This is a genomic window from Streptomyces sp. NBC_01485 (genome assembly GCF_036227125.1).
GTDB lineage: Bacteria > Actinomycetota > Actinomycetes > Streptomycetales > Streptomycetaceae > Streptomyces.
Genome location: NZ_CP109435.1, coordinates 2,577,569 through 2,598,786, shown reverse-complemented (window position 1 = coordinate 2,598,786; position 21,218 = coordinate 2,577,569). Strand labels below are relative to the sequence as shown.

At 71.4% G+C, this 21,218-nt stretch carries 18 protein-coding genes and 3 pseudogenes; 12 read left to right on the top strand and 9 right to left on the bottom strand.

What is annotated here, in order from left to right:
• The 3 genes from OG352_RS12000 to OG352_RS11990 form a co-directional block, all read right to left on the bottom strand.
• Entirely contained in the window at window positions 1–1,344 is a 1,344-nt protein-coding gene (locus tag OG352_RS12000; RefSeq protein ID WP_329216630.1) for an MFS transporter, read from the bottom strand.
• 234 nt (window positions 1,345–1,578) lie between these two features.
• Window positions 1,579–1,776, bottom strand: coding sequence for a hypothetical protein (locus OG352_RS11995; RefSeq protein WP_329216629.1), 198 nt, complete (start codon window positions 1,774–1,776; stop codon window positions 1,579–1,581).
• Window positions 1,777–2,343: 567 nt separating this feature from the next.
• Window positions 2,344–2,583: a hypothetical protein gene (locus tag OG352_RS11990; RefSeq protein ID WP_329216627.1), complete on the bottom strand. Its 240-nt coding sequence runs from the start codon at window positions 2,581–2,583 to the stop codon at window positions 2,344–2,346.
• 154 nt (window positions 2,584–2,737) lie between these two features.
• Here OG352_RS11990 and OG352_RS11985 point away from each other — a divergent pair, with 154 nt between their 5' ends.
• Window positions 2,738–3,907, top strand: a complete 1,170-nt coding sequence (locus OG352_RS11985) for a helix-turn-helix domain-containing protein (protein WP_329216626.1) — start codon at window positions 2,738–2,740, stop codon at window positions 3,905–3,907.
• 420 nt (window positions 3,908–4,327) lie between these two features.
• Here the strand turns inward: OG352_RS11985 and OG352_RS11980 are convergent, their stop codons facing one another.
• Window positions 4,328–4,924, bottom strand: a complete 597-nt coding sequence (locus OG352_RS11980; protein WP_329216624.1) for a hypothetical protein — start codon at window positions 4,922–4,924, stop codon at window positions 4,328–4,330.
• Between the two features lie 104 nt (window positions 4,925–5,028).
• Here OG352_RS11980 and npdG point away from each other — a divergent pair, with 104 nt between their 5' ends.
• On the top strand, window positions 5,029–5,769 hold the full coding sequence (gene npdG / locus OG352_RS11975) for an NADPH-dependent F420 reductase (protein ID WP_329216622.1): 741 nt from the start codon (window positions 5,029–5,031) through the stop codon (window positions 5,767–5,769).
• Between the two features lie 147 nt (window positions 5,770–5,916).
• A complete protein-coding gene (locus OG352_RS11970; protein ID WP_177244470.1) occupies window positions 5,917–6,087 on the top strand; it encodes a hypothetical protein in 171 nt (56 codons plus the stop codon).
• Here the strand turns inward: OG352_RS11970 and OG352_RS11965 are convergent.
• Window positions 6,077–6,874, bottom strand: coding sequence for a site-2 protease family protein (locus OG352_RS11965; RefSeq protein WP_329216619.1), 798 nt, complete (start codon window positions 6,872–6,874; stop codon window positions 6,077–6,079). The genes OG352_RS11970 and OG352_RS11965 overlap by 11 nt on opposite strands.
• Before the next feature lie 253 nt (window positions 6,875–7,127).
• On the opposite strand from OG352_RS11965, the gene OG352_RS11960 reads away from it, so the two are divergent.
• Complete coding sequence (locus tag OG352_RS11960; RefSeq protein WP_329216617.1) at window positions 7,128–10,589, top strand: AfsR/SARP family transcriptional regulator; 3,462 nt, start codon at window positions 7,128–7,130, stop codon at window positions 10,587–10,589.
• A gap of 26 nt (window positions 10,590–10,615) precedes the next feature.
• Here OG352_RS11960 and OG352_RS11955 read toward each other — a convergent pair whose 3' ends face one another.
• From OG352_RS11955 to panB, 3 genes are all read right to left on the bottom strand, one after another.
• Window positions 10,616–11,440 carry an ABC transporter permease gene (locus OG352_RS11955; protein ID WP_329216616.1) on the bottom strand — a complete coding sequence of 275 codons (825 nt, stop codon included), beginning with the start codon at window positions 11,438–11,440 and terminating at the stop codon, window positions 10,616–10,618.
• On the bottom strand, window positions 11,437–12,471 hold the full coding sequence (locus tag OG352_RS11950) for an ATP-binding cassette domain-containing protein (RefSeq protein ID WP_329216614.1): 1,035 nt from the start codon (window positions 12,469–12,471) through the stop codon (window positions 11,437–11,439). Before OG352_RS11950 ends, OG352_RS11955 begins: the two co-directional genes overlap by 4 nt.
• Before the next feature lie 135 nt (window positions 12,472–12,606).
• Window positions 12,607–13,473, bottom strand: coding sequence for a 3-methyl-2-oxobutanoate hydroxymethyltransferase (gene panB, locus OG352_RS11945; RefSeq protein WP_329216612.1), 867 nt, complete (start codon window positions 13,471–13,473; stop codon window positions 12,607–12,609).
• Window positions 13,474–13,664: 191 nt separating this feature from the next.
• Between panB and OG352_RS11940 the strand changes: the two genes are divergently transcribed.
• The 6 genes and pseudogenes from OG352_RS11940 to OG352_RS11915 all read left to right on the top strand — a co-directional run bounded on the left by OG352_RS11940 (window position 13,665) and on the right by OG352_RS11915 (window position 18,883).
• The gene (locus tag OG352_RS11940) at window positions 13,665–15,257 is read left to right on the top strand and encodes an MFS transporter (RefSeq protein ID WP_329216610.1); all 1,593 of its coding nucleotides are present in this window, start codon (window positions 13,665–13,667) and stop codon (window positions 15,255–15,257) included.
• 54 nt (window positions 15,258–15,311) lie between these two features.
• On the top strand, window positions 15,312–15,995 hold the full coding sequence (locus OG352_RS11935; protein ID WP_443072215.1) for a TetR/AcrR family transcriptional regulator: 684 nt from the start codon (window positions 15,312–15,314) through the stop codon (window positions 15,993–15,995).
• Window positions 15,996–16,176: 181 nt separating this feature from the next.
• Window positions 16,177–17,259 (top strand): endonuclease/exonuclease/phosphatase family protein, encoded by a 1,083-nt coding sequence (locus OG352_RS11930; protein WP_329216609.1) that lies wholly within the window; start codon window positions 16,177–16,179, stop codon window positions 17,257–17,259.
• A 36-nt stretch (window positions 17,260–17,295) separates the two neighbouring features.
• Window positions 17,296–18,015 (top strand): annotated as a pseudogene (locus tag OG352_RS11925) (MFS transporter); the annotation flags it as partial.
• Between the two features lie 15 nt (window positions 18,016–18,030).
• A pseudogene (locus OG352_RS11920) lies at window positions 18,031–18,339 on the top strand (UTRA domain-containing protein); the annotation flags it as partial.
• 25 nt (window positions 18,340–18,364) lie between these two features.
• Window positions 18,365–18,883, top strand: coding sequence for a GNAT family N-acetyltransferase (locus tag OG352_RS11915; protein WP_329216608.1), 519 nt, complete (start codon window positions 18,365–18,367; stop codon window positions 18,881–18,883).
• A 183-nt stretch (window positions 18,884–19,066) separates the two neighbouring features.
• Here the strand turns inward: OG352_RS11915 and OG352_RS11910 are convergent, their stop codons facing one another.
• Entirely contained in the window at window positions 19,067–19,225 is a 159-nt protein-coding gene (locus OG352_RS11910) for an Arc family DNA-binding protein (RefSeq protein ID WP_329216607.1), read from the bottom strand.
• 50 nt (window positions 19,226–19,275) lie between these two features.
• On the opposite strand from OG352_RS11910, the gene OG352_RS11905 reads away from it, so the two are divergent.
• Entirely contained in the window at window positions 19,276–20,499 is a 1,224-nt protein-coding gene (locus OG352_RS11905) for an RNA-guided endonuclease InsQ/TnpB family protein (RefSeq protein WP_329216605.1), read from the top strand.
• 254 nt (window positions 20,500–20,753) lie between these two features.
• Window positions 20,754–21,124, top strand: a pseudogene (locus tag OG352_RS11900) (NUDIX domain-containing protein).
• Window positions 21,125–21,218 lie beyond the last annotated feature (94 nt).

Here is a 21,218-nt window from a genome sequence, read left to right as displayed (position 1 = left end):
TCACGCGTCCACGACAGGCGCGGCCGTGGCTGCGGTCGCGGTCCGCTGGTTCCGCAGCCGCGCCGCGTGCTCGTTCGTGCGGACGTCGTACGTCATCAGCCCCGGCAGGCAGAGCGCGAGCAGTCCCACCGCCCCGGCGCACAGCACCCCGCCCGACCAGACCGACGTCCGCACCCCCACCCAGGCCGCGAAACCGCCGCTGCGCAACTGGCCGACCGTCGGCCCCACCGAGTAGGACAGCAACTCGATCCCGGCGAGCCGCCCGCGCAGCTCGTCCGGGATCGTCTGGTTCCACATCACCCCGCGGAAGATCCCGCTGACCATGTCGCAGCCGCCGGCCAGGGCCAGGAACAGCAGCACCAGCCATACGTTCCCCACGAGCCCCGCGCCCGCGATCGCCAGGCCCCACAGCGCGGCCGACAGCACCACCATCCGCCCGTGCCGGTGCACCCGCGAGGTCCAGCCGCTGGTCAGGCTCACGACCATCGCCCCCGCCGGAACGGCCGCGTACATCAGGCCGAGCGACCACTCCGCGTCCAGTTCGTCGGCGAGGAACGGCAGGACGGCGAGCGGCATCGCGAGGAACATCGCGGCCAGGTCGACGGCGTACGTACCGAGGAGCTCCTTGCGGCCCCAGGCGTACCGGGCGCCCTCGGCGACGGCCCTGAGCGAGGGCTTCGCGGCTTCGTGCGCGGCGGGTGAGGCGGCGATGGGCACGACCAGGGCGACGGAGACGACGAAGGTGAGCAGGTCGGCGGCGTAGGCCCAGCCGAGGCCCGCGTACGCGACGACGACGCCGGCCAGCGCCGGTCCGGCGACCCCGCCCACGGTCCACCGCAGGGAGTTCAGCGAGGTCGCCGCCGGCAGGTGCTCGTGGGCGACGATCCGCGGCCACAGCGAGTCCAGCGCGGGCCGCTGGACGGAGACCAGGGCGGAGGACAGCGCGGCGACGAGGTACAGCGGCCAGACGGCGGGGCCCGGCATCAGCGCGTTGACCAGCAGCACGGCGCTCAGCAGCCCCTGCCCGGCCTCCGTCCACAAAATCAGCTTCCGCTTGTCCCAGGCGTCCGCGAGCGCCCCGCCGTATAGCCCGAACACCAGGAGCGGCACCAGCTCCACGGCCCCGATCGCCCCGACGGCCGCGGCCGACCCGGTCAGCTCCTTCAGCTGCACCGGCAACGCCACGAAGGTGAGGAAACTCCCGAAGTTGGACACGGCCCCCGAAACCCAGAGCCGCCGGAAGTCCCGCGAGGCCCGCCAGGGGGCGAGATCGGGGAGCAGCGCGCGGAAGCCGGTGGGGGAGGGGGCGGGTGTGGGAGCGGCGGGGGCGTCGTCGTCGGTCACGAGGGGTCATGCTCGGCGGCCACGCAAGAGGCGGGCAACTGCTTTTCGAACCCGCCGAAGACCGGCCACCCCACACCTCTAACCGGGCGCACCGTTCTGGCTCCGATCCAGTTCCGGGTGGCCATCGCTGCTTGAGCCCACGGACGGCCCTCCCGCCGCACAGAAGACCGCCCCGAGCGCGCCCGGGGCGGTCTTCTCATGTCCAGGGAGAGTGACGGAGACCCCACGACGGGTCTACGCGGCAGCAGGCGGCTCCTGGTCGTCCGCTCGCGGCGGCAGCTCGGGCTTCTTGAAGCGGTGCCATGCGTCGCGTGCTTTCCCGACGGAGTCGATCACGTCCGGGACCTGGTCCAGCAGCCCTTTAAGCGCGAAGAGCAGCACGGAAGCCACGCCAGCGATGGCGAGAATGATGATGATGGCGGTGCCGTCCACCGATTCTTACCTTCCCTGTCATGGGTCGGATCGGCGGTGCGTAGGCAGCCTCGATCCGAACCCTACGGTTCGGACCGAGACACCCGCGCCGACGTGTGCGCAAATGTTCTCGGTGCTGGCAGGCGGTTGCCCACCAGTGTGAACATCCAAACTTCTGGGCGGAAAAGCCCTAGGCAACTGACTCACGCCGTGCGAGTTACACGTCACGGTTGCCGTGAGGTGTACCAGTCAGCTTCTTCCCGAGTCTGCTTCACCGCACATTGCGTGCGACTACTACTCGCCAAGCAAGATACCACCGCGTGCAAGCGAGGTCGGGGAACACAACTGAGCCCCAACCCGGTGGAGTCGGGTTGGGGCTCAAGTGTTGGTCAGGTGGAGTCCGGTTCGCCTGACAGGAGTTCGTCACCGGCGGGGAAGCGTGCCGTGCCGCCCTCCTCCCAGGTGACCACGATGGCTAACCCGCCCATCGGACCCGAGCGGTGGACGTCTCCTTGACGGTGCGCCACTCGCCCTCGTAGCCGATCACGTCGCCTGAGGTGACGAGGGCCGCGCGCTTCGTGGGTACGTCTAGCGGCTCTCGACGAGCTGGATACGGGCCAAAGGCGTTTCCCATTCCATGCCACCCCCCTTGGGGCGCAGGTACGCCGTCTGGCTGATGAGCTTCCTGCCTTCCTTGGTGCGCTCCTCGATTACGCCGACGAGTTCGCCGGTCCGCTCGTGCATCGTGTCCTCGACGAGCGTCCCCGCCGGGTCCGGCAGTTCGCCGTGGCTGAGCATCGTCGGCGGCTTCTCATATGTCTGTGCCATGATCCCTCGTCCCACCTGGGCATACGTGTGTCACCCAAGAGAACTGCCGCCGTGCAAACCGAACTTGCACACCTCTTGCACAACACCACGGCGCGCGAGTGGCAGCGGTGAGACGATGGGACGTAACGGAAGTCGAGCGGGGAAGACGCACAGTATGAGCGCGACCAAGGTTCCCGGACCCGGTACGAACGTTGCGGTCTGCCGCAAGGAACGCGGCCTGAGTCAGGTCGCTCTTGCCCGACGGGCGGGTGTGTCGGTCTCGCTGCTCAGCAAGATCGAGGTGGGCGACCGCGCGCTGACGCAGGGCATCGCTGCCTCCCTTGCGCAGGCCATGCGGATGACCCTCGACGAGTTGCTCGGCACTGCGCCCGTCACCAAGGGCGACGAGACCAGCGTGACCGCCTTGAACTACGCCGTTCGGCGGTTCGACATCCCCGACGCGCCACCTCCTCACCCTGAGGACCTGCCGCGCGAGCTGGCAGAACTGAACGAGCACCGCTACCGGACCGAGCTGTCAGCGGTCTTGCAGAAGACCCCAGGCGTGCTGACCCGTACGACCAGCTACGCTCACGCCACCCAGTCGCCTGACGCATGGACACGCGTCGCCGACACCTACTCGGTCGTGTACTGGCTGGCCGCCCGGCACCGCTGGATGCACCTCGCCGAACTGGCCGTCATGAAGCAGCGGCTGGCCGCCGAGCGGGCGAACCCGATCGCCGTCACAGTGGCAGCCCGCGACGAGGCCGGGACCTTCCTCAACTCCGGTGACTTCGGGGGCGGGTTGGCCATCGTGGACCGCGCGATTGTGGAGGCCGAGACGACCTTGCACGGCCGCGACCGTGCGTTCGGCCTGGGCATCCTGCACCTGCGGGGGCTGACGCTGGCCGGACGCCTCAAGGACAAGGCCACCGCCCGGCAGCACATCGAAGCCGCGTGGCGTACGGCCGAGGCGTACGGCGCGGACGCCGACGAACACGGCATCCACTTCGGGCCCGACCAGACCGCCACGCACGTCATCTCGACGTACTCCGACATGGACCAGCACCGCACCGCGCTGGACACCGCCGACGACCTGATCCGGGGCGGTACCTCGCTGCCCGCGACCCGCATCGGACCCCTGCACATGAACCTCAGCCGCTCGCACCTCGCCCTGGGCGATCGTGACGCCGCGCTGGAGTCGCTCGAAGAGGCGTGGGACGTCGCGCCCGAGATGGCCCGGGTCCACCCGACGTCTCAGGAGCTGATGCGCGTGCTCACGTCCCTGCACCGCCGGAGTAACCCGCGCTTGACCCGCCTCGCCAAGCGAGCAGGTTTGCCTTTCTGACGACTGTGGCCGCGTTGTGGTTTTGGTGTCCCCGACTGCCGCTGCGTGGATGAAGCCGGCGTACCTTCGGTGGACGTGACGGGGGCCACGCGCGTCGGCCGTCGCTCAGGTGACGGCCTCCCTGGCGGAGGAGCGACGCCGGTTTGCACGGGGCAGCCGGTTTGGACGCTGCCGCTGCTGGTGCCGTCTTTCAGGGTCGAGGGACGTGCGGACCCGCGCATGATGGCCGCCGGTATCCAGGCTGAGACGGGGTCCGGAGAAACAGGTGTCCCGCCGCCGGTCACCCGCCGCCTAGCACCTGGCATCCCCGCCCGGGCCGACAGACACCGCTCAGAGAAGCGTCCGCCGGGGGTAGTCGTGCCCCGGGGTTGTCCTGCCGAAGGCAGCTGTCTGACCGAGGCGGGCGGGCGGGCGAGGGGGTCACCACGGGGGAGGGGGCGGGGCTGTCAGGCGTTCGGCGAGGTGGGTGAGGCGGTCGGTGAGGCGGCGGCGTCCTCTGGTCGGGGGCGGCGTCTCGCCGGCCGCCGCGCTCACCAGGTGCTGCACGGTGTCGAGGTCCAGCTCGGAGCCGTCCGGCACGGGGAGCGTCTCGTGGGCCAGGGCCGTCAGGTCTCCCTCGCCGGGACCGAGGGCGAGGATCGTGACGCCGGCCCGGCGGGCGTCCGCCACGCGTTCGAGGAGCGGCGCGTCCCCCGACGGCGATGCCACCAGCAGCGTCTCGCCCCGCCGGGCCGCCTCGATCCGGCCCAGGCCCACCGCGAGATGCGCGGGGTCCGAGGGCCGCGCGGCATGCCGTACGAGCGTCGGCGCCAGCTCCGGCGTACCCGACCACGCCGCCTCGTCCACCAGATGCGCCGCGAGATGCCAGGGCTCGTACGCCGCCGTGCCCACCAGCAGCAGCCCGCCCCCGTGCGACACGACCGACCCCCGCAGCACCGCGCCGAACCTCCGCGTGGCCCCCAGCCACTCGGTCCCGGCGAGCACCTCACGCAACAGCGCGACCCGTACGGCGTCCATGCGGCCGCATACTGCCCCAATCGGCCACCGGGGGCGGACGGTTCGCCGTCGCGTTCACCCGGAGCAGCGAAAGGGCGCCCGCCACGCCCACGTAAAGTCGGCCCATGACCTCTACCGACAGTGCACAGAACACCCCTGTGAACACCCCCGCGGGCGCACCGGCGAAGTCTCCCGCCAAGGACCCGTGGGACCTTCCCGACGTCTCGGGGCTCGTCGTCGGCGTGCTCGGCGGGACCGGCCCGCAGGGCAAGGGCCTCGCCTACCGGCTCGCCAAGGCCGGCCAGAAGGTGATCATCGGCTCGCGCGCCGCCGACCGCGCCCGGGCCGCCGCCGACGAGCTCGGCCACGGCGTCGAGGGCGCCGACAACGCCGAGACCGCGCGCCGCAGCGACATCGTGATCGTCGCCGTACCGTGGGACGGCCACGGCAAGACGCTGGAGTCGCTGCGCGAGGAACTGGCCGGAAAGCTCGTCGTCGACTGCGTCAACCCGCTCGGCTTCGACAAGAAGGGCGCCTACGCGCTGAAGCCGGCGGAGGGCAGCGCCGCCGAACAGGCCGCCGCCCTGCTGCCGGACTCCCGCGTCGCCGCCGCCTTCCACCACCTCTCGGCGGTCCTCCTCCAGGACCCGGAGGTCGAGGAGATCGACACCGATGTGATGGTGCTGGGCGAGGAGCGGGCCGACGTCGAGATCGTGCAGGCCCTGGCCGGCCGGATCCCCGGCATGCGCGGCGTCTTCGCCGGGCGGCTGCGCAACGCCCACCAGGTGGAGTCCCTGGTCGCCAACCTGATCTCGGTCAACCGCCGCTACAAGGCCCACGCGGGCCTGCGCGTCACGGACGTATGAGCGTATGGGGGACACTGGGCGGTACGCGGTACGCGGTACGCGGTACAGAGCAGTATGGCGGTGCCGCAGTGTCAGTGTCCCCCGAGTGCGCCGAGCCCCCCGAGCACACAGAGTCGTCCCCCGAGTCCCCGACAGGAGAGCAGTCCCATGTCCCGCCTCGCCCTCTACGCCCTCGTCGTCTGCCTCCTCGCCACCGCCGCGGCCGTCGTCTCCTTCGTGCAGGGCAGTTGGCTGGGCGTCGTGTGGGTGCTGCTGGCCGGACTGTCCAGCAACATGTGCTGGTACTACGTGAAGCGCGGCAAGACCGTCACCGGCTGACGCACATCTCGGGCGTGCCCTCCCAGAAGCGGTACAGCCACTGACCGCAGTCGATCTCGCCCGGGCGCACACCGAGCGCGTCCAGGACCGAGTAGATCGCGTCGAAGAACTCCCGGTTCACCGCCGGCACCCACAGCAGCGCGAACACGAACAGCAGCCCGAACGGCGCGAACGGCTCCACCTGCCGCTTGACGCCGTACGACAGCCAGGGCTCGACGACCCCGTAGCCGTCCAGCCCCGGCACCGGCAGGAAGTTCAGGATCGCGGCCGTGACCTGGAGCATGGCGAGGAAGGCGAGCGCGAACCGGAACTCGTCCGGCACCCCGTCCAGCGCGTTCAGCCAGAACGGCGCCGTGCACACCACCGCGAACAGCACGTTCGTCAGCGGACCGGCCGCCGAGATCAGACTGTGCCGCCACCGCCCCCGGATCCGCCCGCGCTCGATGAAGACGGCGCCGCCCGGCAGACCGATCCCGCCCATGATCACGAAGATGACCGGCAGCACGATGCTGAGCAGGGCGTGCGTGTAGGCGAGCGGGTTGAGCGTCAGATATCCCTTCGTGCCGACCGAGATGTCACCGCTGTGCAGGGCGGTACGCGCGTGTGCGTACTCGTGCAGACACAGGGAGACGATCCAGGCGGCCGTCACGAACAGGAACACCGCCACTCCCGGCCGCTCGGCGAACCCCGTCCAGGTCGCCCAGCCGGTGACCGCCGTCACGGCCAGGATCCCGAGGAAGACGGGACTGATCCTCCGCTCGCCGCGGCTGGTGGTGGCGGTGGTCATGGGGCCCCCTGGGCTCGTAAGCACGTGTGGAACGTCTGGAACGCGCGGAACGCGTGGAACTGCCCGACCGTACCCGGCCGAGGTGTACGGGGAAAACGTCTCGCGACCGGCCGTAGGTTCCTAGGAAGGTGGACGGAAGGTTCCGCGGAGGCTGGACCGACCGCACACGCCACCCCCGCCCGCACACCCCACCCCAGGCCGCACGCGCCACCCCGACCGAACCCCGTGACCGTCCCCGGTTCCACCGGAGAGAATGGACCCCGTGCGCTATCGCATCCTCGGCACCACCCAGGCACTCCGTCCCGACGGCACCCCCGTCGCCGTCGGCGGGGCGCGGCTGCGTGCCCTGCTCACCGTGCTCGCGCTGCGGGCCGGGCGGAGCGTTCCCGCGGGGCTGCTGACGGAGGAGGTGTGGGCCGGGGACCCGCCCGCCGACGCGCCGGGCGCGCTCCAGGCGCTGGTCGGGCGGCTGCGCCGGACCCTCGGGGCGGGCGCGATCGACTCCGCCGACGGCGGCTACCGGCTGGCCGCCGCCCCCGACGACGTCGACCTGCACCGGTTCGAGCGGCTGACCGCCGACGGCGCCCGCGCCCTCGCCGACGGCGACCCCACCAAGGCGGCGGTCCTCCTCGACGACGCCCTCGCCCTGTGGCACGGCCCGGCCCTCGCCGACCTGCCCGACCGCGCCGCCGAGGCGGCCCGCTGGGAGGCCCGCCGCCTCGACGCGGTGCGCGCCCGGCACACCGCCGCGATCGCCCTCGGCCACGCCGAGCGGTCGCTGCCCGAACTCACCGCCCTGTGCGACGCCCACCCGCTGGACGAGCCCCTCCAGGCCCTGCGCCTGCGCGCCCTGCGCGCAGCGGGCCGCACCGCCCAGGCGCTGGCCGCGTACGACGACGTCCGCCGACTCCTGGCAGACCGCCTCGGCACCGACCCCGGCCCCGAACTGCGCACCCTGCACAGCGAGTTGCTCAACCCGGCCGCCGCCCAGAAAGCCCCGGACGGCCGGGTGGGCGTGAAAAACGCGAGGGAGGCGTCCCGTCCCGGCGGTCCCGTCGCCGCCGTCCCCGTCCCCACCCCGGTCCCCGGGGAGTCGCCGTCCCCCGCACCGCCGCCCGGCAACCTCCGTGCCCGTCTCACCTCCTTCGTCGGCCGGGAGGACGACATCGCGGCCATCCGGGGGGACCTCGCGAGCGCGCGGCTCGTCACGCTGCTCGGGCCGGGCGGGGCCGGCAAGACGCGGCTGTCGCAGGAGGCCGCCGAGGCCGTCCGGGACGCGGCACAGGACACGGCCCATCGCGGGGCACATGACACGGCGTATGACACGGTGCATGACGCGGCGCAGCCCGGCGCGCGCGACGGCGTGTGGCTGGCCGAGCTCGCGCCCGTCGCCGACCCGGACGCCGTGCCGCAGGCCGTCCTGACCGCCGTGGGAGCCCGCGAGACCGTGCTGTTCGGCGCCGGTGCCGAGGAGTTGCGGGCCGCCTCCGAGCGGCACGACGACCCCGTGGAGCGTCTGGTCGAGCACTGCGCCCGACGGCGCATGCTGATCGTCCTCGACAACTGCGAGCACGTCGTCGAGGCCGCCGCCCGCCTCGTCGAGGAACTGCTGGCGCGCTGCCCGGGGGTGACGGTGCTGGCCACCAGCCGGGAGCCGCTCGGCGTGCCCGGCGAGGTGCTGCGCCCGCTGGCTCCGCTGCCGCAGCCCGTCGCGCTGCGGCTGCTCGCCGACCGGGGCGCGGCGGCCCGCCCCGGCTTCCGGACCGACGCCGACGCCGACACGGCGGCGGCCTGCGCCGAGATCTGCCGGCGCCTCGACGGTCTGCCCCTCGCGATCGAGCTCGCGGCCGCCCGGCTACGGATGTTGACGCCCCGTCAGATCGCCGACCGGCTCGACGACCGCTTCCGGCTCCTCACCTCCGGCAGCCGCACCGTCCTGCCCCGCCAGCAGACCCTGCGGGCCGTCGTCGACTGGTCCTGGGACCTGCTCGACGAGGACGAACGCGACGTCCTGGCCCGGCTGTCGGTCTTCGCGCGCGGCTGCGACCTCGCCGCCGTCGAGGCGGTGTGCGGCCCCGACGCACGCGACCCGCTGGACTCCCTGACCCCGCTCGCGTCCCTCGTGGACAAGTCGCTCGTCGTCGCCGCCCCCGGCCCCGGCGGCGACATGCGCTACCGGCTCCTGGAGACCGTCGCCGAGTACGCGGCCGAGCGGCTGGACGAGTCGGGCCGGCGGGCCGCCGCCGAGCGCGCGCATCTCACGTACTACCGTGAACTCGCCCGCACCACCGAGCCGTTGCTGCGCGGCCCCGCCCAGCGCGACGCCGTCGACCGCTTCCAGCTGGAGTACGAGAACCTGCGCACCGCGCTGCGCCGCGCCGTCGCCGCACGCGACGAGCAGGAGGCGCTCTGCCTGACCCTGTCCCTGGTCTGGTACTGGCAGATGCGCGACCTGCGCCTCGAGGCCCGCACCTGGTGCGTCGAGGTCATGTCCCTCGGCCCCGACCCCTTCGCCGAACCCCTGCGCCGGGCAGCCCCGGTGTGGAAGTCCGCCATCGACGCCCCGCCCCCGCTGACCGGCGAGGCCCTCCGGGAGGCCCGCCGCGGTGTCCATCTGGCCCAACTGGCCTGTATGGACACCGAGTTGGAGGCCTGGCAGACCCCGGCCGCGCAGCTCAAGCTGCGCCTGATCGCCGGCGCCTACGAGCCCGGCCTCCCCCAGACCTGCCGTACACCCGGCCTGCTCTGGTTCTACGCCGTGCTGCTGACCGGCGACGTGGAGCGCATCCGCACGATCGTCGACGCCAACATCGACACCTGCCGCCGCACGCCCGGCTACGAGTGGGAGCTCGCCTCCTGCCTGCAACTGCGCGCCAACATCCTCGCCAACCGCGCCGACTGGGCCGAGAACGCCTTCCGGGACGCTGTCGAGGCACTGGAGATCTTCCGGCGCCTGGGCGACGCCTGGGGCACCGCCGAGGCGCTCTCCGCCCGCGCCGAGGCCCACGAACGGCTCGGCGCCTACCGCAAGGCCGCCGCCGACTACGTGGACGCCATGGAGTTCGCCGAACGGCTCGGCGCCCGCGCCCAGTTGGCGGTCCTCTCCGCCCGGCTGGGCAACGTGCTGCTGGAGGCGGGGGAGGAGGAGCGGGGCGAGCGCGTGCTGCGCGAGGTGATCGACGGCCCGGAGCACGCCGGCAGCGAGGCCGTCCCGGCCGCCCGTCTCTTCCTCGCCGGCCGGCTCGCCTTCACCGGACGCGTCACCGAGGCCCGCGAGCAACTCCGGCTGCTGCGTGAGGACTTCACCTTCGGGCACTTCGTGTTCTTCGACGCCAACATCCTGGGCGCGGAGGCCTGGCTGGACGCGGCCGACGGCCGGTACACGCAGGCCCTGGCCGGTGCCCGCGCCGCCCTGGAACGGGGTACGGACCCGCTGTCGGTGGCCATGGCCCCGCACATGCGCTCCTTCTTCCTCTGCGTCGCCGCGACCGCGCTCACCGGCCTGGACGGCGGCAGCCGCGCCGCTGACGCCGCCCGCTGCCTGGGCGCCGCCGTCGCCCTGCTGCCGTCGCGCCACGTGTCCCCGCGTCCGGAGCGCGAGGCCCGCGAACTGGCCATGACCCGCACCCGCGCCGCACTCGGCGACGAGGAGTTCGAGGCCGCGTACGCCGAAGGCGGCGGCCTCTCCTACGAGGAGGCCGCCGCCCTGGTGTGAGCCTTCCAGGGGCTCGGTCATGAACTTCAGCTCTTGGTGCGGAACTTGTGGATCGCGACCGGCGCCATCACCGCCGTCAGCCCCACCGACCAGGCCAGCGTCACCCACAGCCCGTGCGCGACCGGGCCGCCCACCATGAGTCCGCGCGCCGCGTCCGCGAGTGCGGACAGCGGGTTGTAGTCGGTGAAGTTCTGCAGCCAGCCCGGCATCGAGCTGGTCGGCGCGAAGATCGACGAGCCGAACTGCAGCGGCATCAGCACCAGGAAGCCCATGGCCTGCACGGACTGCGGGCTCTTCATCGTCACGCCGAGGGTGATGAACACCCACATCAGCGCCGAGCCGAACACCGTGGCAAGGCCCACGGCGCCGAACAGGCCGGGCCAGCTCGTGATGTCGAAGCCCACCAGCACGCCCACGAGCAGGAGGATCCCGCACGCGACGAGCATCCGCATCAGCTCCACCACGATCTTGGCGATCAGCACCGAGCCGCGCCCGATCGGCAGGGACCGGAAGCGGTCCATGACCCCGGAGTTGAAGTCCGTGTTGAACCCGGTGCCCACGCCCTGGGACATGTTCATCCCCATCATGGCCAGCAGCCCCGGGACGACGTACTGCACGTACGCCTCCTGTCCGCCGCCCAGCGACTGGCCGATGGAGCCGCCGAAGACGTACACGAACAGCAGCGTGAAGATCACCGGGAACAGCACGGCGTCGAACATGGACTCCGGGTCCTGGCGGATCCACAGCAGGTTGCGGCGGATCAGCGCGCCGGTGTGCCGGAGGTGGCTGCGCAGCGGGATACGGGCGTCCGCGGCGGTGGGGGCGGTGGCGGTGATCGTGGCGGCGCTCATACGGCGACCTCCTCGCGGGTCTCGGCGGTCTCGGTGGGCACGGTGTCCTGCGGGGCACCGGCGCGGTGGCCGGTGAGGGACAGGAACACCTCGTCCAGGCTGGGGAGTTCGGTGGTGATGGAGGAGACGGTGACACCGCGCGCGATCACCGCGCCGACCACGGCGGTCAGTTGTTCGTCGCTGAGGATCGGCACCAGCAGGGTGCCGTTGGCGGTGTCCACGGTGGTGCCGGCGAGCCCGGTGACGCCCAGCTCGTCGATCATCCGGGCGAGCGGCCGCACCTGGAGCGGATCGACCGGCCGTACGCGCAGCGTCCGCCCGCCGACCTTCGCCTTGAGTTCCTCTATGCCGCCGTTCGCGATGACCTTGCCCCGGTCGACGACGGTCAGCTCGGAGGCGAGCTGCTCGGCCTCCTCCATGTACTGCGTGGTCAGCAGGACCGTGACGCCCTCCCCGACCATCGCCTTGACCTCGGTCCACACCTCGTTGCGGGTGCGCGGGTCGAGGCCGGTGGTCGGCTCGTCCAGGAACAGCACCTGCGGCCGGCCGATCATCGACGCGGCGAGGTCGAGCCGCCGCCGCATACCGCCGGAGTAGGTGCTCGCCGGCCGCTTGCCGGCCTCGGTCAGCGAGAACCGCTCCAGCAGCTCGTCGGCGCGCGTGCGGGCGTCCTTGCGGGACAGGTCGAGCAGCCGCCCGATGAGGTACAGGTTCTCCCACCCGGGGAGCTTCTCGTCCACCGAGGCGTACTGCCCGGTGAGCCCGATCACCCGGCGCAACTGCCGGGGCTGGCGTACGACGTCGTAGCCGACGACGGTGGCCTGCCCGCTGTCGGGAGCGAGCAGGGTGGACAGGATCCGGACGAGGGTGGTCTTCCCGGCGCCGTTCGGCCCGAGCACCCCCATCACGGTCCCCTCGCGTACATCCAGGTCGACGCCGTCCAGTGCCTTGGTCTCGCCGTAGTGCTTGACCAACCCCCGAACGGTTACAGCGCTTCCCGCGCCACTGGGGTTCTTGTCGATTCGCGTCATGGGAGCAACCGTGCCAGCCCCCACCGACAAACCACCGACACGAGGCCTACACGATGCCGACAGCCCGCCGACGGGACGGTCGGCGGGCTGTCGGTGGGGGCTGTAGGTGGGCTGTCCGTGATGGTGGGGGTCGGCTCAGTGGACGCTGTGCTCTTCCTGCGGGAACGTTCCGCCGACGACGTCCTCCGCGAACGCCTTCACCGCGTCGCTCATGACGGCGCGCAGGTCGGCGTACTGCTTCACGAACTTCGGGACCCGCCCGCCGGTCAGCCCGAGCATGTCGGTCCAGACCAGCACCTGCGCGTCCGTCTGCGGCCCGGCGCCGATGCCGATCGTCGGGATGTGCAGCATCCGCGTGACCTCGGCCGCCAGCTCCGCCGGAACCAGCTCCAGGACCACCGCGAACGCGCCCGCGTCCTGGATCGCCTTGGCGTCGCGCAGCAGTTGCTGGGCGGCCTCCTCGCCGCGCCCCTGCACGCGGTAACCCGTCGTGTGCACGGACTGCGGGGTCAGGCCGATGTGCGCCATGACCGGGATGCCGGACTCCACCATCAGCTCGATCTGCCGGTGCGAGCGCTCGCCGCCCTCCAGCTTCACGGCCCCGACCCCGGCCTCCTTCACCAGCCGGGTCGCCGAGCGCAGCGCCTGCACCGGCCCCTCCTGGTAGGAGCCGAAGGGCAGGTCGCCGACGACCAGGGCGCGGTTCGTACCGCGTACGACCGCCGCCGACAGCATCGTGATCTCGTCGAGGGTGACGGGCACGGTCGTCTCGTACCCGAGGTGGCAGTTGCCCGCCGAGTCGCCCACCAGGATCACCGGGATCCCGGCCTCGTCGAAGACGGACGCGGTCGTCGCGTCGTACGCGGTGAGCATGGGCCACTTCTCGCCGCGCTCCTTGGCGACGGCGAGGTCGCGGACGGTGATACGGCGGGTGCCCTTCCCTCCGTACAGCGCCTTGCTGCCGTCGGAGGTCTTCGTGTGGGCAGCCGAAAGCTGCGTCATTGCAACGGCTCCTTCGTCATCTCGAGGCACCCTTACGGCGTCCCCGGACCACCTCCCATGGTGGCACCTCGGGTCGGGGAGGACCAGGGCACCCCCTGTGGGTAAGGCCTCAGTAAGGAAAAGGGTAAGAAACGCGGTAAGAGAATCGATACGAGACGGTCTCGTATCGGAAGTGTCCTAGGCTCGGCGTCATGACTACTCCTGCCGTTCCCGCAGCGCCGCGGATACCGGAAGCGGTGCACCGGCGTCGCTGGGCGATCCTCGGCGTCCTGATGCTGAGCCTGCTGATCGTGGTGCTCGACAACTCGATCCTGAACGTCGCTATCAAGACGATCTCGACGCCCGCCCCGATCGGCCTCGGCGCCACCCAGAGCGAGCTGGAGTGGGCGATCAACGCCTACACGCTCGTCTTCGCGGGGCTGCTGTTCTCCGCCGGTCTCCTCGGTGACCGGATCGGCCGCAAGAAGGTCCTGCTCGGCGGGCTCGCCGTCTTCGGCGTCGGCTCCGCGCTCGCCGCCGAGTCCGGCTCGCCCGCCCAGCTCATCGCCTTCCGCGCGCTGATGGCGCTGGGCGCCGCCTTCGTGATGCCCGCCACCCTCGCCGTCCTGATGAACGTCTTCGAGCGCGAGGAGCAGCCCAAGGCGATCGGCGTCTGGGCGGGCGGCGTCGGCCTGGCCATCGCCATCGGCCCCATCACCGGCGGTCTCCTCCTCGACCACTTCTGGTGGGGCTCGGTCTTCCTCGTCAACGTGCCGATCGTGCTGCTCGCGGTCGGGCTGATGCTGTGGCTGGTGCCCGAGTCCCGCGACCCGAAGCCGGGCCGGCTCGACCCCGTCGGCGTCGCCCTGTCCGTCGTCGGCCTGGTCCTGCTCGTGTACGGCATCATCAAGGGCGGCGAACTGGCCGACTTCACGGACCCGGCCGTGCTCGCGACCATAGGGGCCGGACTCGTCGTCCTCGCCGCGTTCGTGGTGTTCGAGAAGCGCAGCGACCATCCGTCCATAGACGTCGGCTACTTCAGGAACAAGGTGTTCTCCGCCGCGATCTCCGTCATCGCGCTGGTCTTCTTCGCGCTGATGGGCGTGACCTTCTTCTCGGTCTTCTACACCCAGAGCGTGCGCGGCTACTCGCCGCTGAAGACGGGCCTGTTGCTGCTGCCGCTGGCCGCCGCCCAACTGATCTTCGCGCCGCGCGCCCGGCTGGTCGTGGACCGCATCGGGATCAGGGCCACGACCACGGCGGCGATGCTCGTCCTGACGGCGACGCTGGCGGCGTTCGCCACGCTGGACGCGGACACCCCGATCTGGATCCTGGAGGTCGTCTTCTTCTGCATGGGCGCCGGAATGGCCCACATCATGACCCCGACCAGCGTCGTCATCATGCAGGCCCTGCCCCGCGAGAAGGCCGGCTCCGCCTCCGCGCTGAGCAACACCTTCCGCCAGGTCGGCGGCGCGCTCGGCATCGCCGTCCTCGGCTCCGTGCTGTCGACGGCGTACCGCAACGGCATCGAGGGCCACCTCGGCGCGCTGCCGGCCGGCCTGCGCGACACGGCGGGCGAGTCCATCGAGGCGACGCTCGGGGTCGCCGCGAAACTCGGCGAACCGGGCAGGGCGCTGATCGCCCCCGCCAACGACGCCTTCCTGCACGCCATGCACGTCACCGCCCTGTGCGGCGCCGGAGTGGCCCTGGTGGGCGCGGTCGTGGTGGCCGCGTTCCTGCCGGGCCGGCCGAAGCCCGCCCAGGAGGACACGGAGAAGGGGGAGTTGGTGCGGGCGAAGTCGTAGACCGGGCGACAATTCCCCGGTATGACGAGAGGATCAGAGGAAGGACCTGTGGACGTGAGCCTTACCGACGACGGCACCGACAGCGGCACCGACACCGATATCGGGACCCGCGCCGACAGCGGGACCGGTGCCGCGGAGCAGCCCGTCCGGGGGCGGCCCCGGAGCGAGGCCGTGGAACGGGCCATCATCGAGGGGACGTTGAAGCTGCTGGAGGAGGGCGTCCCGCTCGCCGAGATCTCCATCGAGCGCATCGCCCGTACCGCCGGTGTCGGCAAGGCCACCATCTACCGCCGCTGGAGCGGCAAGGAGGAACTCTTCGTCGACGTCCTGCGCGCCACCGAGCCCGAGGACCCCGAACTGCTCCCGGGCACCTCCATGCGCGACGACCTGATCATGCTGCTCGAATCGATGCGGCAGCGCGGCCTCGCCAACCGTTCCTCGGCGATCCTGCACAACGCGCACACCCAGATGAAGAGCAGCCCGAAGATCTGGGCGGCCTACCACGCCGCGGTCATAGCGCCCCGGCGTCGGATGGGCGTCGACGTCCTGCGCCGCGGCCAGGAGAACGGCGAACTCCGCGCCGACCTGGACGTGGAACTGGTGAACGACATCGTCGTCGGCCCGATGCTCGTCCGCTCCGTCCTGCGCCCCGACGCCGAGCTCCCCGAGAACCTCCCGGAACGCATCGTCGACACGCTGCTGGCCGGGCTACGACCCGTCAGTTCCCCGGCCCCGTAGCCCGCGTGTGCGCGTTTCGTCACAGAGCGGGCCGCGCGCCCCGGCGCCGGAACCCGTGAGAGCGCCGCGTTCGTCATGGTGCCCGTACGGCCGTCGCGGGACGGCGAGAACGGACCCGATCATCCCCTAGGGTCGTACCCGGGGGACGGACGGTGTGCACGGCAGGCAGTGAGGCGACGGTATGGCGCAGCAGGCGTACATGACGGAGACGGACGACAACGGAGGCTCGGGACCCGAGCCTCGGGGAACCCGGCTTCGGCGCCTGATCAGCACTTTCCTCCGCACCCTTTCCCGCGCTCCAGGGCGGGCCCTCGCGGGCTGGCGCGGCGATCCGCGCGTCTGGCGGCGGGGCCTGGTCCTCGCCGGGTTCGCGCTGGCCTTCTCCCTGGTGATGCTGGTGCACTCGCGCATCCCCAACCGCTACGGCAACCTCGGCAGCCTCACGGAGACGTTCCTGCCCTGGATCGGCGTCTTCGTGCCGGTGCTGCTGGTGCTCGCGCTGGTGCGCAGGTCGGCGATCGCGCTGATCGCCGTCGTCCTGACGGCCGTGGTCTGGCTGAACCTCTTCGGCGGGCTGCTCGGCGACAAGACCGGCAGCGGCGGCGACCTCACCGTCGCCACCCACAACGTCAACGCCGAGAACCCCGACGCCGCCGACACCGCCCGTGACGTCGCCGCGTCCGAGGCGGACGTGCTGGCGCTGGAGGAGCTGACCGACGCGGCGGTGCCGGTGTACGAGAAGGCGTTGGCGGCGACGTACAGGTACCACTCGGTGCAGGGCACGGTCGGCCTGTGGAGCAAGTACCCGCTGAGCTCCGTGAAGCCCGTCGACATCAAGCTGGGCTGGACGCGCGCGATGCGGGCGACGATCACGACGCCGCAGGGGCAGGTCGCCGTCTACGTCGCGCACCTTCCCTCGGTGCGGGTCAAGCTGCAGGCCGGGTTCACCGCCCGGCAGCGCGACACGAGCGCGGACGCGCTGGGCGAGGCGATCGCCGACGAGCCGCTGACCCGGGTGATCCTGCTCGGCGACCTCAACGGCACCATGAACGACCGCTCGCTCAACGCGGTGACGTCCCAGATGCGTTCCACGCAGGGCGCGGCGGGCAACGGCTTCGGCTTCAGTTGGCCCGCGTCGTTCCCGATGGCGCGGATCGACCAGATCATGGTGAAGGGCGTGGACCCGGTGACGTCCTGGACCCTGCCCCGGACCGGCAGCGACCACCTTCCGGTGGCGGCGCGTGTGAAGGTCACCACACCTTAACCAGCAGGTCATCTGCTGGAATAGCGGCCCGGGGATGCTTTGTTCCGTCTGGCCCTGCTGATCCCGCGGGGCCTGCCGCAGGCGGCGCCCGCGGCGGGCCTGCGCGGCGAACTGGCGGCCCTGAGGTCCCTCCCGGTCTGGCTGGCGCTGGGCACGACGGTCGCGGGCTTCGGCGCCCTCTTCTCCGCGTACAGCTACATCACGCCGATGCTGACGGACTCCGCCGGGTACGCCGACTCCAGCGTGACGCTGCTGCTGGCCCTGTTCGGCGTCGGCGCGACGATCGGCAACCTGCTGGGCGGACGCCTCGCCGACCACGCGATGCGCGGCACCCTGTTCGCCGGCCTGACGTCCCTCGCGGTCGTCCTGGCCCTCTTCCCCCTCCTGATGACGACCGCGTGGGGCGGCGCACTGGCCGTCCTCCTGCTGGGCGTGGCGGCGTTCGTGACGGGCTCCCCCCTGAACCTGATGGTGATGGAAAAGGCAGCGGCGGGCCCCTCCCTGGCCTCCTCCGCCAATCAGGCAGCCTTCAACCTGGCCAACGCGGGCGGCGCCTGGATCGGCGGCCTGGCCCTGGCAGCAGGCTTCACCGTCACGTCCCCGGCGGTCGCGGGCGCGGCGCTGGCGGTGCTGGGTCTGATGGTGGCGGGGGTCGCCTACGGGGTGGACCGGCGGAGGGCCCCGCAGGGCGGCGGGCGCGAGCGCGTCGTCGCGACCCACGTGTCGCAGCCTGCGGAGGCAGGCGTGCGTCACTGACGCCCTTCCGGAGGGGAGCTCGTCTCGACCTACCTCAGGTGGGACGAGGCCGACGGCACGCCGCTGACGCAGCCCCATACCGGCAAGAACGGGATCTACGGCCGACTCGAAGACCTCGGCCACGTCATGACCCGGGTACGGGACGAGATCACCGCACGCATGCCGACACCGGCCGAAACCGCGGTACTCGGGCTGCCCTCCGGCGTCCCCGTCATCGAGATCCTGCACACCAGCCTGGACCAGGAGGGCGAGCCGTTCGAGGTGTCCCGCTACGTGCACCGCGCGGACCTGACCGGCCTGCTCTACGAACTGCCCGTCGAGTGATCGCCGAACGCCCGAGGAGCCCGGCATGCAGAGCACCAGCACCGTCATCCGCCCCTTCGAGGACGCGGATCTCCCCGTCGCCGCAGCGGCACTGACCGACGTGCACGCCACCGACGGCTATCCGGTCGAGGGGGTGGCCCGTCCGGAGGACTGGCTGCGGTCCGACGACGTACTGGCGTCCTGGGTCGCGGAGGCCGGGGGAAGGATCGTCGGCCATGTGGCGGTGATGCGGCCGCGTGGCGAGGGCGCCCTGAGGCTGTGGGCCGAACAGGACGTGGACGACGAGCGGCACATCGGGGTGCTGGCCCGGCTCTTCGTCGTCAGAGACGCACGCGAGTGCGCCGTGGGCGAGCAGTTGGTCCGGGCGGCCATGGACTACGCGGTGAGCCATGGCCGCCGCCTGGTCCTGGACGTGATGGTCAAGGACCAGGCGGCCATACGCCTTTACGAGCGCCTCGGCTGGTTCAGGACGGGGCGGACGACTCACCGCTTCGGCGCGGAACAGAGCATCGAGGCGATCTGCTACGCCGCCCCCGGCACCTGACCGATCCAGGCCAGCCAGATGGCCCGGCCCGGTCAGTCTCCAGCGATCGTGATCAGTTGGGAGAGGCGGACGATGGCATGTCCGATCGCTTCGCTTCACCGGGTTCCTCCGAGGATGCCCCGGCCTTGAGGCCGGGGAGGAATCGGACTCCTGTGGAGCAGGGCAGGAAAAGCCGAATCGGCGTCAGGGCGATTCGGCGTCAGCTCCGGCGGCGGCGCGCTCGACCTCCAGCCGGTAGACGATCTCGGAGTTGAGGGACCTGCGGGCAGACTTGGCCTGAGCGGCAAGCCACTCATGCAGATGGGCGGGCAGACGGAGCGTGATGCGCTTCTCTTCATCCATGACTCCAGACTAGTGGGTTTCGAGTGGTCTGCGAGTGGTAGAGTGACACCATGACGACACGACGGCAGGTTTCGGGGGATACGGGGCATGCCCGGTACACCTACCGGCTCCGCGTGTCGTCGACCGCCCGCACCGGCCTTGAGGCCGAGTGGGCGCGCTGCCGGTGGATCTGGAACGAGTGCGTTGCCATGTCCCGCAAGGTCCACCACCTGAACCGGGAGACGGCCGGGAAGACGACGTGCGGCCCGGCTCAGCTCGACAGGATGCTGACCGGGGCCCGCACCGCGATGGCCTGGCTGCATGAGGGCGCCTCGGTGCCGCAGCAGCAGACCATCCGCGACTTCGCGAAGTCCCGCGCCAAGGCGATGAAGGACATCAGGGCCGGACTGCCGATGCGGCAGCGCGCGGGCATGCCCAGGGTGAAGAAGAAGCGTGAGGCCCTGCCCACGCTGAACTACACAACCCGTGGATTCCGGCTGAAGGACGGCCGCCTGCACCTCGCGGGCGGGATCGTGCTGATGGTGGTGTGGTCGCGGGACCTGCCCTGCGTACCGTCCTCGGTGCGGGTGTACCGCGACAGCGTCGGGCACTGGTACGCGTCGTTCGTCGTCGCCACCGAAGCCCAGCCGCTTCCCGCGACCGGCCGCGTCCTCGGTGTCGACTGGGGCGTCAAGGAGACCGCGACCACCACGTCCGACGCCCACGACCTCCCGCACGCCCAGCACGGGAAGAACGCCGCGCAGCGCCTCGCGCGCTGTCAGCGGATGATGGCCCGCCGCCGCCCCGCCAAGGGACAGGCCGCGTCCAAGGGCTACCGGCAGGCCCAGACGCAGACCGCGAAGCTGTACAAGAAGGTCGCCCGACAGCGGCAGGACACCGCCCGCAAATGGGCCAAGTCCGTGGTCCGCGACCACGACGCGATCGCCGTCGAGGACTTCCGCCCGAAGTTCCTCGCCAAGACCACCATGGCCCGCAAAGCAGCGGACGCCGCGATCGGCGCCACCAAGACTGCCCTCATCGACATGGGCCGCAAACACGCACGGGACATCCACCTCGTGCACCCCGCGCACACCACCATGGACTGCGCGTCGTGCGGAGCGAGAACCAAGCACGCACTGCCCCTTTCTGAACGAATCTACGCATGCACCGCGTGCGGAGCCGTGTCCCCCAGGGACAAGAACTCCGCCCGCGTGATGCTCGTCCGGGCTGGTCTCAACCCGGCTGGCGCTGAGGGCGCAAGACCCCCGGGAGCGCTGCTCCCGGAGGCAGCCTGAGCCAGGAATCCCCCTGCTTTAGCTGGGGGAGGATGTCAAACGTCCAGGAACTATGGAACCGGGGCACCCCGGCATGGCGGGTCTTCGAAGGTGAGCGGTGCGCGGGCACGCCGGGTCCCCGGTAGGTGAGCTGCGGGAATGTGACACTCCCGCACCGAAGTGTCACCTTTCTGTGCGGACCACCCCCCGGGCAGGCACCTGGCAGAGAGCCGCACCGCCCAAGTCCGAAGACCCGGCATGGGAAAGGCAGACCAATGGCCAGGCGTGATGACGAGGACGACCCGGACGCCCCGAAGGCGAACAGTCCTGTACCGGCAGCCTCCGTGGTCGTGGTCGACGATTCCGGCCGCATCCTGCTCCAACGCCGCAGTGACAACGGCATGTCGGCTCTGCCCGGCGGTGTCATGAACATCGGCGAGTCCCACCCTGGCTGCGCCGCTCGGGAAACCATCTGCTTCCTGGCCCGGCCCGTGGCCGGCGAGTTGACCGTGTCGGGTGTCGGGCGAAACCAGCGGACGTCGTCCGCTGGTTCGAGCCCGCCGGCGTGGACGCACTCCCCATGGCCCCGAGCATCCGCAAGCGAGTGAACGACTGGCGGAACGGCGAAATACCCGCTCTCCGGTGACGCCACGACCCATGCCACGACCCACCCGCACCCGCACGACATCCGCCGGGGTCCGGGGCGGAGCCCCGGAGGAGGGCGACCTCTTGACCGAGTG